Below are 14,390 nucleotides of genomic sequence, written 5' to 3'. Positions count from 1 at the left end.
ACAATGTAGCTCCATCATATAAGAAATCATGCAACCTGCAAAGGGCAGAATCGCCAAAAAACATGCCAAGAATGAAAGTCTAATCGCAGGAAATTCCCAAGAATAAGAATGAAACGCTAGGAAATGCCCAAGAATAACTGTCTAGTTGTCGGAAATCAATCGTCATCCTATAGTTGAGCCATGAACAACACATCCACTCCACAGAAAGGTGAGTCCTATGAAGTCCAAAACAACAGCGTTGATTACTCCGTCCAGTAAGCGCACCTCCGCCACGATGGCCGCTGCTTCCCAATGGCGCCGCACATGGCAAGGGCTGAAGCGCGATCGCATGCTCTATCTGATAGCCTCTCCGATGCTATTATTTTTCCTCATTTTTAAATATGTACCCATGTGGGGTATACTCATCGCCTTTAAAAACTATACCCCTTACGTCGGGTTTTGGGATAGTCCGTGGGTGGGGCTGGAGCATTTCCGTCGATTCTTTGGCAATGAAAGCTTCTTCCTGCTCCTCCGTAATACGCTTGCAATTAATTTGCTGAATTTAATATTCTTCTTCCCTATGCCAATTCTCCTATCGCTTATGTTAAATGAAGTGCGCAGGGAATGGCTCAAGCGTATCATTCAATCCATCATTTACTTGCCGCATTTTCTGTCTTGGGTCATTATTGTCGGCATTACCTATCTCATGCTCTCCACTTCGAGCGGCTTCATTAATAAGCTTCTTGATGCGTTAGGGTATGAGAAGATCGACTTTCTTACCTCGCAAGGGATGTTCTGGGGACTGCTGACGCTTCAATCCATCTGGAAAGAGGTCGGTTGGGGAACGGTCATTTTCCTTGCCGCCATAGCTTCTGTCGATACGCAGTTATTTGAAGCAGCACGTATGGATGGCGCAGGCAGACTTCGTCAAATCTGGCACGTCACTTTGCCGGCTATTCGCAACGTCATTATCATTTTACTCATCCTGCGTATCGGTCACATGATGGATGTCGGGTTCGAACAAGTCTATCTCATGATGAACGGCGCTGTCTCCGATGTTGCCGATGTATTCGATACGTATGTATATCGCAGCGGTATTCAGCAAGCTCAATTCAGCTACAGCACAGCTGTCGGTTTGTTTAAGTCGATCATCGGTGTCATCCTTGTCGTCCTTACCAATCGCCTAGCCAAGAAGTTTGGCGAAGATGGCATTTACTAGAAAGGAGTACTCAGCATGAACCAACGAACACTTGCGGACAAATGGTTTGAAGGAAGTATCCTCGCCGTTTTAATCGTGATCGCACTGACGATGTTATTTCCCTTCTATTATGTAACAGCGGTCTCTTTCACGTCACCTATTGAGTATTTACAGAAATCGATCGTACTCCTGCCGGAAAAATGGACACTTGATTCCTACCGCTATTTGCTCTCCAATAATGTCTTTATACAAGCTGCCGGTGTGAGCACATTTTTAGCCGTGGTCGGCACAGCACTCAGTTTAATTGTGACATCGGCTGGTGCCTATGCCCTCTCACGCAAACGGTTACAAGGACGTCGTGTGTTACTCATCCTAATTCTCCTGACAACGCTGTTTAATCCAGGCATTATTCCACCTTATTTGGTTGTTCGAGATTTGCATATGATCAACACCATCTGGGCATTGATTCTTCCCGTTCTTACCAGCGGATGGTATGTCATTCTCATGAAGGGCTTTTTTGATAGTATCCCCGATGAGCTTGAAGAGGCGGCTAAAATCGATGGAGCAAGCGATCTAGGTACATGGTTCCGGATCATTCTGCCTCTCTCTCTTCCATCGCTGGCAGCTTTCGGATTATTCTATGCCGTTGCCTACTGGAACACGTTCTTCTCGGCGGTGCTCTACATCACAAAGCCAGATCTTCGTCCTTTGCAAATTGTCCTGCAAACGCTGCTCATCGACTCCTCCTCCTCCTCCTCGGGGGAAATTGCGAATCAATTAGCCGGGGATATCCAAATCCCAACCGATACCTTGAAAATGGCGGCTGTCGTCATTGCCACACTACCTATCCTGCTGGTGTATCCGCTTCTTCAAAAACATTTCGCAAAAGGAGTGATGGTGGGGTCTATTAAAGGATGATGAAGTACAAATATTCAGGTACAATAACTTAGGGAGGTTCTATCTATGCAAAAAAAATTCAAACTCATCTCCATTTGCGCACTGGTAACATTGACCGCTGCCCTCACTTTAACTGCCTGTAGTTCCGATAGAGAAGAGGCAAGCTCTCAGCCTGTGGCAACGAGCTCAGGACCGGTAAAAATTTCAATTTTCAGCAATCAACAAGGTGCACAGGCTGTAGATCCGAGCAATCCCATCCTTCAGGAAATTGAAAAGAAAACGAATACAACATTAAATATTACATGGGTACCCGTCAATACGTACGCCGAGAAAACCAAGATCATGTTAGCCTCAGGCGACATGTCGGATTTGAATCTGGTGATGAATGTTTTTGATTCCCAAGTCGTTCAAATGGCGACTTCCGGTGCCTTCTGGGATATCACGCCTTATATAAAAGATTACAAAACATTGAGTTCGCTTCCGAACACCGTGTGGGACAACGCCAAAATCAAAGGTAAAAATTACGGCGTTCCGCGTCCTCGCCCATTAGAAGGTTCTTGGGGCGTCCACGTTCGGAAAGACTGGCTGGATAAACTAGGCATGAAAGTACCGGAGAACATGGACGACATGTACGCGGTGTTAAAAGCTTTTACAGAAAAAGATCCTGATGGGAATGGCAAGGCCGATACCGTTGGTCTGACTGGTCAAGTCGAAGCGGACGCTATGGGCTTATACGGATGGGTTGAAGATGTGTTCAACAACAATAATGGCTACTGGAAGCTAGTTGATGGTAAAATTACCCCTGTCTATCTAGAGCCGACAGAACGCAAAGCGCTGGAATGGCTGAAAAAAGCGTATGATGAAAAAGTGCTCACGCCAGATTTCGCTGTCATCAAAAACTCGCAAGCGCGCGAGCAGTATATGGGAGGCAAAGCCGGTGTACTAGGTTCTGCACTCAATCCCCAATGGCTCTACACCGATGCGATGCGTAAAATCGATCCGAAAGCCGATTCCTATCCACTTACGTATTTAACAACGCCAGAAGGCAATAAATTTGCCGGACAGGATTCCGGAAACTTTGGTATGTATGTGATTCCTAAGACCGTATCCGAAGCAAAAATGAAACAAATTCTGGCCTTCATGGATCGAGCTTATCAGGACGATGTCGCCGATTTAGCGCTTTATGGGCTGCCAGACAAGCATTACACGGTGAAAGACGGCTTTAAAGCAGCGACAGATCAAGCGAAAACTGATAATGTGCCGGATACGACGAATAACCTGCAGCAGATCATTCAAAAATATGATAAATATCAACGCGCCTACTATAACGGCATTCCAAAAGAGTTTTATGACCGCAGCAAGAAAATTATTGATGACCGCGCTACATTCAGCAAACCGAACGTGGCTAACGGTCTCATCTCGCAAACCAACCTCACGAACGGACCGGACTTGAACAAGAAAATGCAAGACATGAAGATTAAAGTCATTATGGGCAAAGAGACGTTAGCGGCTTGGGATGAATATGTTGCAAAAACCAAAGCGGACCCAACGGTTCAGAAAATTATTCAAGAAATGACCGACGCGTATAAAAACAAATAAGCTATGAAGTGCAAAGGCAAGATACCTGACAGGGTATCTTGCCTTTTATTTTGGAACGATTATGATCACTTGACGACGATATTCTTCCGGAGACATGCCCACATATTCCTTAAAATTGCGATAGAATGTCGCCATGCTCTGGAATCCGCAATCAAAGCAAACATCGGTTACATGACGTGTTGTCACGGCCAACAATCTTTTTGCATGCTGAATGCGAAGTGTAATCATATGGCTTTTAAACTTCCGGCCCGTAGCTTCTAGAATTAATCGCGACAGATGGGACTGGGAAATATGAAATAAGCGAGAGAGCAGCGCTAAGTCCACATCCGTTTGGTAATGCTGCTCCATATATTCCAAAACTGGCCGTATATACTCGTAATTATGTACGCCATTTGACCAAGATACATTGCTGATATCTTCCTTGGACATTCGCAACAACGCAACACAAATCGATAATAACAAGCTTTTTAGCGCTGTTTTATGACCGGGAGCTTTGCGACTCTGTTCCTCATACATCTGTTCAATCATCAAACGCAGACTCTCCATAACCTCTCTGCTCCCTTGCAAGCGATTGCGAAAATGAAAGGGAAAGTAGCGGAAAGGTACCATCAACTCAGGCTCTTCCTTAGCTAATAGTTCCGCATCAAAGTTAAAGAAAATAAACTCACACGGATGATCGAGATCCGACTTGGCAATATGATTTTCAAGGATATTTACAATAAAAATATCTCCAGGTTCAACGGGGTATACCGTTTCAGCAAAATAAAAATGTCCACGACCAGAAAGACACAGCCCCATCTCAAAACTGTTGTGGTGATGCTGTGGTTCAAGGTCCTTACTAGGGGTCCATTTAAAAACATGCAGGGGGAGCTCTTTATCTTCGTACAGGATAGGCAGAATCATCTGTGTTTCCTTTCTTTGAAACATGTACATTCACACCTCTAATTGTAACAGAAAACACCCGGAAGGAGCATCTAGCTTGCTTCTCCGGGCTTACCAAATAAAATGTACTTTTAATTTTTTAATTTCAGGAACACTTCATAGCTTCTCCGAGCACACTCTGAAATGGCAATGGGGTGAAAGCCGATAACAGCTGAGTATAACGTATCGTTAAGAGGCTTTACCCAATGCGCAGGGAGCTGCTTAGCCCCAAGTGAAGCGCCCATAATCGAGCCTACTGTCGCTCCGTTACAATCTGTATCCCACCCGCATAGAACGGATGTAGCGATGGCCGTCGTAAAGTCACCTTTGGCGAAAACCAGCGAAGCTGCGACCAAAGCGGCATTATTATTGGTATGAACAGGGTCATAGTGCTGGAAAGCATCCCAAAGTTGTTGGACTAAAGCGAGTTGATCTGTTGTATCCTGGGCAATATCCACGGCTTTTCTAACATCCCGTGCTAAGCGGCAGTTTTGCGGAATTTCACTAAGTCCAATCTCTACCAGTTTCAGGGGATTCGACTCCACGAAAGCGGCAGCAATCATTGCAGCAACAAACATTTCACCGTAAATGCCGTTTCGAATATGGGAGAAGGAGGCATCTCGCCAAGCCAACTCTGCGGCAAGCTCAGGCTGGCCTGCTGCTCCATAGGCAAAACCGTCTGCCCGAATTTGTGCGCCTATGAATTCGCGATATGGATTCAAATAAGTGCGTACCCAGTGCTTCTTATGATCCCAATCCTGCGGTTTTTTAACTTCACCATAATGATGCGTAACTTGAGCAAAATTCAAGTAGGATTGTGTTTCGGCTGTACATACCTGGTTATAAGATAGCACCTCGTGCCATAGCTTGCCGATATCCCAGGAATCCCAATCCAGTCCTTTTCTCTCAAGCATCATAAGTCCAAGAACGGTATATCGAATATCATCATCCGTTTGCATGTAAGCAATTCGTTCTTTTGTACTTTCCGACCCCCAGGTTGCTAATTTTATTCCATATTCTTTCTCCGCTGAGGAATTTCCTGGTGTATAGTTCTGAATTGGCCATGCATTCGCTCCTTCAAACCAAAGATACACGTTTTCCCATCCCGGTCGGCCATGTGAGCCTGCCATAAAGTTCGGCCATTCCAGCGGTTTACCCAACGCGCAGCCTATAGATCTGCCGAGCCATGCACCGTAGAACTTGTCTTGCCATGCTTCAGATGACAGATCAAGTTCTAGCTTACGCGGCCCCTCTGGACAAAGTGCTCTGATTTCTTCCAATTCATTAGGTTCATCAATATTCGGTTGCTGCGGTTCCAGAGCACATAACTCAGCATAAATCGACAACAAGTCGGCTTCATTCTCACTTGCTGCTTCAATTCGCTCCAGAAAACCAGTCACATTGCAAGCTTCATCCCTGCGTTGAATGACTTCTGCTCTCATCAATTCCTGTAGACCAACCCAACCCGCCATTTGATATCCTCCACAACATGTTTTTTAACATGTTTCAAGTCTACAGAATCGAGCCTTCCCTGACCTCCTAAATTTTGCAATTCATTCTCATTTTTTGCGTAATCAGCGAGAAGCAAGTCTAAGCCGGCGTCCCTCTATACACCCTGTAATAGGCATATAGCTGCCATGCATGCACATGGGCACAAAAAGGATGAAACGCATCCTGTAACCAGAAGGAGTATAACCCTTCACGCGTAGAAAGCGACGAGTTTACGCTGTCAGCAAAGGTCCAGTGTCCGACCCAATAGTCAGGGTAGTGATCAGCGAACCTATGAAACATTATTTTGCGCAGCAGCCTAATCGCTTCTTCCCTGTCGAATGTGGCAATTCCCACAATGAGAGGTCCTTGATGAGCGAACCAAACGGCCCCGTCCTCACCGTCACCATTGCCCCACAGCGGGAACTCCCGCGTCCTAGCGCCATATTTTTCCCCGCCTAATACCCTCGCTTGAATTTCCTCATATAACCGTCGCTTTCGTTCAACCGGAAAGTCCTCATCTTGAAGCAAATAAGGCTGCGGCTCTATACAAAGTGTATGCACTCCAAATTGCAGTTCCGGCTCACCATGCTCACCTAAGTAACATCGCGGTGAGAATATTCTGCCTTCCATTTCATTCATAAAGGATGTTCTCACGCTATCATGATAATCACTTAAGCTTTGAATAAAGTGTGCCAACCGTGAAGGATCGCCGACATGCTCATTGGTTTGCTTTAATTCTCTTATGAAAGATGGGAACACTGCGAGAGCCATCGCGGTATTTAAGTGAGACTGGGCAAAATGCTTATAAATATTTGGCGAGTAAGGATGAAAAAAGCTGTCGCTCCAATCCGAATTCAGCATGCGGATTAATCCATTTCGTCCCCTGCCTACCACGTCTCTTAGGTAGATCCAATGCTTCATCAGGAACGTGAGTACCGTATCTGTCCGCCCAATCTCAACTGGGTAATACGCTACGCTTTCGTTCAAAAAGGAAACATCCTTCGTCACTCGCAAATATTCACTTACAGCCTGGAACATGTACAACTGTGCATCGCTTTCCATATATACGCCGGGGTCACTATAGCCGAATCCAATGTTCTGTCGCTTAATCTCACCATCTCGGGATGTGTGCTTCATCGCATAGCGGATACAGGATTTGGCAAGCTGCGGATGCGTATAAATGAGCGGCAGACAATGCTGCAAATGGTCGCGATTGGAAGCATTTTCCCCGAGATGATAGGCATAGACGGATCCTTGTGGAATATACGTTTCATTAAAATATTGGCTATATGTGGCCATCGCTTCCAAGGTATAGGCATTCCACAACATTTCGCAGCGCAGCTCCGCATCCGGCTCGTCCGCAAGGTCAGGAAGCATCTTCCGCCATAACTCGGTATAAGCACCCAGGAAATCTCCGTTCGGTTGAGCTTGTTCCAGCATGTCCTGAAACTGATCTTCCATCGCATGGGCATCCTGTTCAAAAGTAAGACCGATTACGAATTGCAATGTCTTGTGTTCACCGGGTGCCAGTTCAACTGAACATTCCGCAATTAACATGTCTCCCCGATCCTGACAGCGAGTTGATACTGTGCAAATTCCTCCGGTGGAAGCTGGGACCACTTTTAGAAACAAAGACGGTGGAGCGATATCATGCGTGTAGACTTCCTGGATTTCGTCCGGGAGTACCTGCAATTGGGTCGGTTCGTAGAAAATATCGGCTTTTACCACATTTCTTTCCGAATCCACACGGACTTGATTTCGATACAACGATTCTCCCGTCGTTTCAGCCGCATTCTGATCGTTCATCATCATGTAATGAGCAAGCATCTCTTCCTTATAGCCGACGGTGAAAGGGAGCTTCCCTTTGTTCGTCAACGTCACTTGAACTAAAAAAGACGGGTTGCCCTTATGCAGCTCCATGGAGGGTTGCATGGAAATCACTTTGCTCAGTTGCAGATCTTGCAACTGATATTGCAGGCTAGCATACCCGATGCCAAACGTTTGCGCCGTCACCAGCTCCTTGCAGGCGTTTTCGCCAACAAGGGAATATAATGCTTCGCCATCGTCACTTGCTATACCAACGATGCTCTGGTTCCAGCCTTTATTTTTGCCACCATGATTCATTCTGGCCCATCCGCGTTCACCTGTAATAAACTGATAACCGCCACTGGCATGAACGAATAGTGTAGCTCTATAATTCCCTAATAAAAAGCAAGGATCCTCAGGAAGCTTTGCATCCTGTCCTGCTTTATCCTTGGCAGCAAACGGATATCCCCCGGTGTAATGATACACGGGAAGTTGATGCTGATCCCAACCCCAATGACCGACTCGGTGCAATGCACACACAACCTCTCAGTATCATGTAGAACTTTGCTTAAAGAATAACGTCCTGTGAACGAAGGCGCTCCCGTAATAACCCTGTGGAGACGGATCGCACCGGGACGTTCTGTTCCAAGCTTACAACTGCTGCTACTCCTGCAGCTTGCCCCATCGCCATACATTGGGCGGAGTTCCTAGCTGACGCTTGAGCCCCATGTGTGGCCGACAAACATCGTCCAGCTACGAGCAGATTGTTCACTTTCTGAGGAACTAGTGCCCGATATGGAATATGGTAGTAGCCATCGTCACTCACGTACACCCAACGGGTGTCTTTTCCTGAGCCATGATCCTCAACCGGTGCGCCGCAGCAAGCAATTCCGTCCCCGAATTTTCGACCTTCCACCACATCTTCTTCCGTCAGCCTGTATTCGCCGATAATGCGTCGGGTCTCCCGAACGCCAATATGATGACTGGTTCCTACCAGGAATGCTTGTTCAAAGCCTGATACACATTCTTTTAAAAAACGTACATACTCTCTGGTTTGACTACGTCCTTCCACCTCTGCAAGCGTTAAAGCATATGGATCCGTAGCATCGACGCCGCTGACCCGTACCATATTCGCTTGAATAACGCCAGGATGTGGCGTGATGTGCCAAGACCCCTCCTCCCGAGGTAGCACGAACTGCCCAGAACGATTCGCTTCTTTCATCTTGACGGCAAGCTCCTGGTGAGAAACAAGCTTAGCAGCAGCCGTGTCGACATTTGCCATGAAAAATATCGTAGATAGCGACTGCAGCTCATTCGTGTCACTTTTCTCGAAAGGGGCACCCGATCTGGCTGCGATATCCCCATCCCCTGTAGCGTCAATATAAACATTCGCAGAAACCTCGGTTAAACCTTGCTTATTCGCAAGGAGAACACCTGTTATAAGGCCCTCTGACACGTGCACCTCACTGGCATACGTATGGTACAACAGCTCAGCGCCGGAAGCCAGAACAGCTTGCTCATAGACAACTTTTAACATCTCGACATCATACGTAATCCCCGTACCTGCACCATACGTATTTGTCCGCTCAAATGCCGCATTCGCATGCGTTAGCTGCCCGGCTATCTCCCACGGTATACCTCCGACAATTCGTTCTTGCCGCTTCGGCGTATAGAAACCGTAAAACGTATCCACCCCTGTCGCCGTTCGGGAGCCTCCCAAGCAGCCTTGGGATTCCACGAGAAGCACCTTTCGTCCACCGCGTGCCGCACTTATCGCCGCACATACGCCAGCTGCGCCACCGCCAAGCACCACTATATCCACTGTTTTGCGATTCATTGTTATTGGGGTTCCCTTCTCTATAGTTTAAATGGATCTGGTCGTACGCCAGTATTCCTCGTAAGATGCGTTGAATAGCTCTTTAGACGCATCTTCGCCTACGAAGATTGCACTTGTAATTACCTTCGGCGGTTTCCCTGCCGCTGTCAGCTTTTGAGCAACTTTGCATTTGATGAGGTTAACAATCAAGGTATTGCCAATCGTGGAGCCCGGTCCAACCGGTGTGTGCAAGCCCTCAATTTTGACCATAGCGTCTCCGGGTACAGCACCATTGTCGATGACAATATCCGCCAGCTCGAACAAGCGGTAACCCGAGCTGTGCTTAGAACGGCTTTGCTGGCTATGCCCAACGGACGTCACCGCAATAATAGGGATGCCGCGTTCTTTCATCGACAACGCGATGTCAATGATGACGCTTCCCGCTCCGCTGTGGGAGAATAACATTATGCTGTCATGCGCGCCATAATGAAAATTATCCGCAATCACACGGCCAAAGCCTTCTACATTTTCCAGAAACATCGCCTGACGCTGCCCATTGCTGCCTACAACCGCATGATGATTGGTCAACGATAGCTCTACCATGGGATGAAAACCAGGAAAGCTGCCGTAACGCGGATACATTTCTTCGACAGCCATTCGGGAGTGTCCGCTGCCGAAGAGATGGACCAACCCATCCTTGTAAATACTGTTAAAACAAATGTCGGCGGCGAGATCAATAACGTCCATCTGAGTCTGTTCCACGCGCTCAATGACTTTCTTCACGCCATCTAAATAATGGGTATTTAATATGGAGTAAGCTTCCACATTTATGTTTGTTGTTGTCATTTGTTTAATCTCCTTTGTATTTCGATTATTGAGCACTCCAACCGCCATCAACAGGTAACGCGATACCGGTTATAAATTTTGCCTCTTGGCTTGCCAAGAACAAGATGGCTGAGGCTACATCATTTGGATAGCCAACATGCGGAGCCAGCGGCTGAAACTCTGTTAACGCTTCGCAGATAATCGGATCACTGATGGCGCGCTGCGACATCGGGGTATCTAGCAACCCGGGACACACGACGTTCATCCGAATGTTATTTTTGGCATAGTAGACCGCAGCGGATTTCGTTAGTGAGATGACAGCCCCCCGACTGGCTGCATAGGCATGCGTGGTGAAATGATCTCGGACGCCCACCATGCCAAGCACGGATGAAATATTGACGATCGCGCCTCCTTCTCGCTGTTCCAGCATTCGCTTTAGCGCAATGCGATTGCTATTGTAGACACTTTTTACATTCACACTCATCGCCCGATCCCAGCCTTCTTCCGAACACTGGTCCAAAGGGCCATCGCCAAATCGCCTTGCACTTATGCCTGCGACATGCACCAAAACATCAAGCCGTTTCTGGATGCCCTCTAAATTCGCTGCTGCGTGATTCATTTGCTGAGTACTTGCTGCATCGGCTTGCACGTGAATTACATCAGGGCTGGATAAAACCTGCTTTTGTTCATCGGATAACTGATCTTCAGATTCCACGCCAATGACTGCCACCTGCGCTCCCTCACTTAGGAAACGCCGGACCGTTTCAAGCCCAATGCCGCCGGTACCGCCGACAACAAGCACATGCTGATTTCTGAAAAGCATGCTTACATCTCCCTCTCCAGATGCATATTTCTAATCGCATAAGCCTCGGCAGGATTGTGCCTAAGCAGCAATTGCAACTGCGCCTCAGTTACACCTTCCGCTTGCAGACGTGGAACAAAAGAAGCTAACAGATGCGCCATCCCAGGTCCCCCTCCGTAAGATTTCCAATAAGAACGAAGGGCAAAATCGGTACCTAGCAGCAGTTTTCGTTCATATCCTGCCTCGATCATTCCGCGAATGAGTTCGCCGCCATGGGAATCAGGGTGATACTTGATTCGGCTGGCATTGTCGTATTCCAGATAACAGCCTGTTGCCGCCAATTCTTTGTGCACATACAGATCTGGATTACGGTCCATGTGACAGATAATCACATTTTTTGGATTTACGCCGTAGTTTTCTAACAGCTGGATTTGCTCCAGCCCGCAGGTCCCGTGCTCAGTATGCGTAGCAATTGGCACACCGGTTGCCAGATGCGCGATGGCCGCTGCCTCCAGCAGCTTCTTGGATACTGGTGCGATGACGTTATAATCCGAAGCTCCTTTGAGAACCCCTGCTTTTGCAGGTAAACGATCAACAATCGGTCCGTTATAGCTGTGCCGGTCCATCCCGATCGTGCATTCCGCGATGAGCAGCTCGGCAATCTGATCAACCGAGTAGTGGTAGATCCAATGCAGATCATCATAGTACATCGGTTTATGAAACCCGGTTACCGCAATGATATGCGCGCCCGTCTGCCTTGCAATATCTACCAGCGCAGCCGGGTTCCTGCCACTGTCCAGCGGCATGTAATCCACAAATGTACGTGCTCCATACTGCATACAATCCTGAACCTCCAACACGGCAGCCTCGATGCGGTTCAGCTGTAGGTCCTTATTTTTCATCACACCTAAGCCGCCTTGAATAATCAGATGCTCGTGCGCATACACAATGCCTAGCTGATCTAGGGGAATATCGCCGAGAACCGTTCGGACTTTTCGTATTTCCATACCGCACCTCCCAAAACTTTTGCTAACTCGTGATTAATTGTATTAATCTAGTACGATTGTACGTACAAACTAATTTTCACTTTCATTATAGAATATTCACCAAGATATGTCTATTACTTATTACGATTGTTCGTACAAAGTTGAAAAAGACCATACTACCGAATCGAACTTCTCGGAATATGGTCGTTCTCGTGCGTTATTCGCCCTTGTTCGGCGTTCTACTTAATCGAATCTCATAAGAATATAAATCAGCTCTTATCACACCTTCTTCGTAGACCAAAGGCTGCGCTCCATGGTCATAAGCAATTCGGCGAAACCTGAGTCCTGGGAAGCCGGAATCAACCCCCAACAGATCGGCTGATTCTCTCTCTACAAGTGCTCCCTCAATCACATGAACCGCTTCCGTGACCTCTCTTCCCGTATGTGCCTGAATTAACTCATACAGGGAACCTGTGTAATCTAAATCTTTGTTCAAGCCTAAAGAAAGCGGGAGGTAGGATTGCGAGAACACAATCGGATGCTGATCCCCCGTACGAATTCGACTAATCAGCAAAGCCTCATCCGTTTCCTTAAGCATAAGGGCAGCAGTGATGTTCTTGGGCGGGGAAACGATCTCCACTTCCACGAGCCGCGTGCCGGGGGTCATCCCTCGCCGCTTCATCTCTTCACTGAAGCTTAACAGATTAGGCAAATCAACTTTCACTTTAAGCGGTGCGAGAAAAATACCTTTCCCCGTAATCCGGTTAATAAGTCCGCTGTTCTCAAGCATTGTCAACGCATTGCGAATGGTTGCCCGGCTCACTTGAAACCTTTCTTGCAGCTCCATTTCTGTCGAATAATAATCGCCTGGTTGTCTGGAACCATCCGTCAACTCCGCCTCGAGCTGTTGATAAACTTGGTAGTATAAAGGTAATGGCAAATCACGATCAATACGCTGCATGGTGCACCTCACGCTATCTTATTACGATTGTACGTACATAATAACATAGTTGGGATAACCAGCAAAGGTTACGCTAGTCGGATAACAAGTCTTTCACAAGTAAATGGGCAGCCCTTTTGATGCCGATGCATAGGCGGATAAAATAATCTGAAGCGGCTTCGCTCCCTCTTCGCCGTTGACAATCGGCTCCCGATCCTGGTCAATCGCGTCGATCAGATCCTGCAGTTGCAAACGATGTGCGGTGCCTATAGCATCCTCCGGATTGGCCGTCTTTTTATTCCAATTGACCACTCTTTGTTCTGTGAGGTGGGACCAGTCGCTCTCTCCATCGCGTGTCGCAACATAAACAAGTTCATTGTTTTCCAGAATCACGCTTCCCTGCTGTCCAAAAATTTCGATGCGCGTTTGAAGTCCCGGATAAGCGCAGGTCGTGGCAAACAACGTGCCGATGCCGCCGTCGGCATATGTCAGCACCGCTGTAGCAATATCCTCCACATCGATGTGCTCGTGGCCGATAGTCCTGGTATGGGCGTGCACGGATGTCACACTGCCCATCAAATACTGAAGCAGATCAACCGTATGTATGCCCTGATTAAGCAGGGCTCCACCACCATCCAACTCCTTTGTTCCACGCCAAGAGCCGCTGTCGTAGTAATTTGAGTACGGTACCAATTAATTGAGGCGTTGCTGCCAACAATTGTCCCAAGCGGCCTTCCGCTATCAGTTGCTTCAACGCAATGACATCTGGACTCAGCCGATGCTGTGAAATCACGGCAAGCTTAACGTTCGCCTGCCTGCAAGCGGCAATCATCGCCTGTGCATCGTTCCAGGTAATCGCCATCGGTTTTTCCGTAATCACATGCTTGCCAGCTTGCGCACAAGCGATGACTTGCGCGCTATGCAGCCCGCTGGGGGTGCAGACCGACACGATGTGAATGTCCTTCCGAGCTAACAAGGACATATGGGTATAACCTTCGCAGCCAAACTCCGCAGCAAATTGTGCACTTTGTCATGATAACGGTTCGGCAACTTTCCATACGACATTCCTCCAAAATAATAATTTGTAATAACGTTATGACAATTAATTAAAAGAGAAGTGCAGGGGTTAG

The 14,390-nt window shown here is 47.4% G+C and carries 12 protein-coding genes and 1 pseudogene; 3 read left to right on the top strand and 10 right to left on the bottom strand.

What is annotated here, in order from left to right; genetic code table 11:
- Window positions 1–274 precede the first annotated feature (274 nt).
- The 3 genes from ACUN27_RS07950 to ACUN27_RS07940 are packed head-to-tail and all read left to right on the top strand — an operon-like array spanning window position 275 to window position 3,673.
- Window positions 275–1,198 carry an ABC transporter permease gene (locus ACUN27_RS07950; protein WP_315952244.1) on the top strand — a complete coding sequence of 308 codons (924 nt, stop codon included), beginning with the start codon at window positions 275–277 and terminating at the stop codon, window positions 1,196–1,198.
- 15 nt (window positions 1,199–1,213) lie between these two features.
- Window positions 1,214–2,095: a carbohydrate ABC transporter permease gene (locus ACUN27_RS07945; protein WP_315952161.1), complete on the top strand. Its 882-nt coding sequence runs from the start codon at window positions 1,214–1,216 to the stop codon at window positions 2,093–2,095.
- Between the two features lie 45 nt (window positions 2,096–2,140).
- Window positions 2,141–3,673 (top strand): extracellular solute-binding protein, encoded by a 1,533-nt coding sequence (locus ACUN27_RS07940; RefSeq protein WP_445558699.1) that lies wholly within the window; start codon window positions 2,141–2,143, stop codon window positions 3,671–3,673.
- A gap of 45 nt (window positions 3,674–3,718) precedes the next feature.
- Here ACUN27_RS07940 and ACUN27_RS07935 read toward each other — a convergent pair whose 3' ends face one another.
- The 10 genes and pseudogenes from ACUN27_RS07935 to ACUN27_RS07890 form a co-directional block, all read right to left on the bottom strand.
- Window positions 3,719–4,600 (bottom strand): helix-turn-helix domain-containing protein, encoded by an 882-nt coding sequence (locus ACUN27_RS07935; RefSeq protein ID WP_445558698.1) that lies wholly within the window; start codon window positions 4,598–4,600, stop codon window positions 3,719–3,721.
- An 86-nt stretch (window positions 4,601–4,686) separates the two neighbouring features.
- Complete coding sequence (locus ACUN27_RS07930; protein WP_445558697.1) at window positions 4,687–6,066, bottom strand: ADP-ribosylglycohydrolase family protein; 1,380 nt, start codon at window positions 6,064–6,066, stop codon at window positions 4,687–4,689.
- Window positions 6,067–6,184: 118 nt separating this feature from the next.
- Window positions 6,185–8,422 carry a hypothetical protein gene (locus tag ACUN27_RS07925; protein WP_445558696.1) on the bottom strand — a complete coding sequence of 746 codons (2,238 nt, stop codon included), beginning with the start codon at window positions 8,420–8,422 and terminating at the stop codon, window positions 6,185–6,187.
- A gap of 37 nt (window positions 8,423–8,459) precedes the next feature.
- Window positions 8,460–9,728 carry an FAD-dependent oxidoreductase gene (locus ACUN27_RS07920; RefSeq protein ID WP_445558695.1) on the bottom strand — a complete coding sequence of 423 codons (1,269 nt, stop codon included), beginning with the start codon at window positions 9,726–9,728 and terminating at the stop codon, window positions 8,460–8,462.
- Window positions 9,729–9,755: 27 nt separating this feature from the next.
- Window positions 9,756–10,553 carry a sugar isomerase domain-containing protein gene (locus ACUN27_RS07915; RefSeq protein WP_445558694.1) on the bottom strand — a complete coding sequence of 266 codons (798 nt, stop codon included), beginning with the start codon at window positions 10,551–10,553 and terminating at the stop codon, window positions 9,756–9,758.
- 25 nt (window positions 10,554–10,578) lie between these two features.
- Window positions 10,579–11,355 (bottom strand): SDR family NAD(P)-dependent oxidoreductase, encoded by a 777-nt coding sequence (locus tag ACUN27_RS07910; RefSeq protein ID WP_445558693.1) that lies wholly within the window; start codon window positions 11,353–11,355, stop codon window positions 10,579–10,581.
- A 2-nt stretch (window positions 11,356–11,357) separates the two neighbouring features.
- A complete protein-coding gene (locus ACUN27_RS07905) occupies window positions 11,358–12,341 on the bottom strand; it encodes a phosphotriesterase family protein (protein WP_445558692.1) in 984 nt (327 codons plus the stop codon).
- A 196-nt stretch (window positions 12,342–12,537) separates the two neighbouring features.
- Window positions 12,538–13,281: a GntR family transcriptional regulator gene (locus ACUN27_RS07900; protein WP_445558691.1), complete on the bottom strand. Its 744-nt coding sequence runs from the start codon at window positions 13,279–13,281 to the stop codon at window positions 12,538–12,540.
- Between the two features lie 93 nt (window positions 13,282–13,374).
- Window positions 13,375–13,899, bottom strand: a complete 525-nt coding sequence (locus tag ACUN27_RS07895; protein WP_445558690.1) for a Gfo/Idh/MocA family protein — start codon at window positions 13,897–13,899, stop codon at window positions 13,375–13,377.
- Window positions 13,874–14,275, bottom strand: a pseudogene (locus ACUN27_RS07890) (Gfo/Idh/MocA family protein); the annotation flags it as partial. The gene ACUN27_RS07895 and the pseudogene ACUN27_RS07890, both read right to left, overlap by 26 nt.
- Window positions 14,276–14,390 lie beyond the last annotated feature (115 nt).

This window comes from Paenibacillus sp. WC2504, from assembly GCF_052682475.1.
This window is presented reverse-complemented; position numbering and strand designations above follow the sequence as displayed.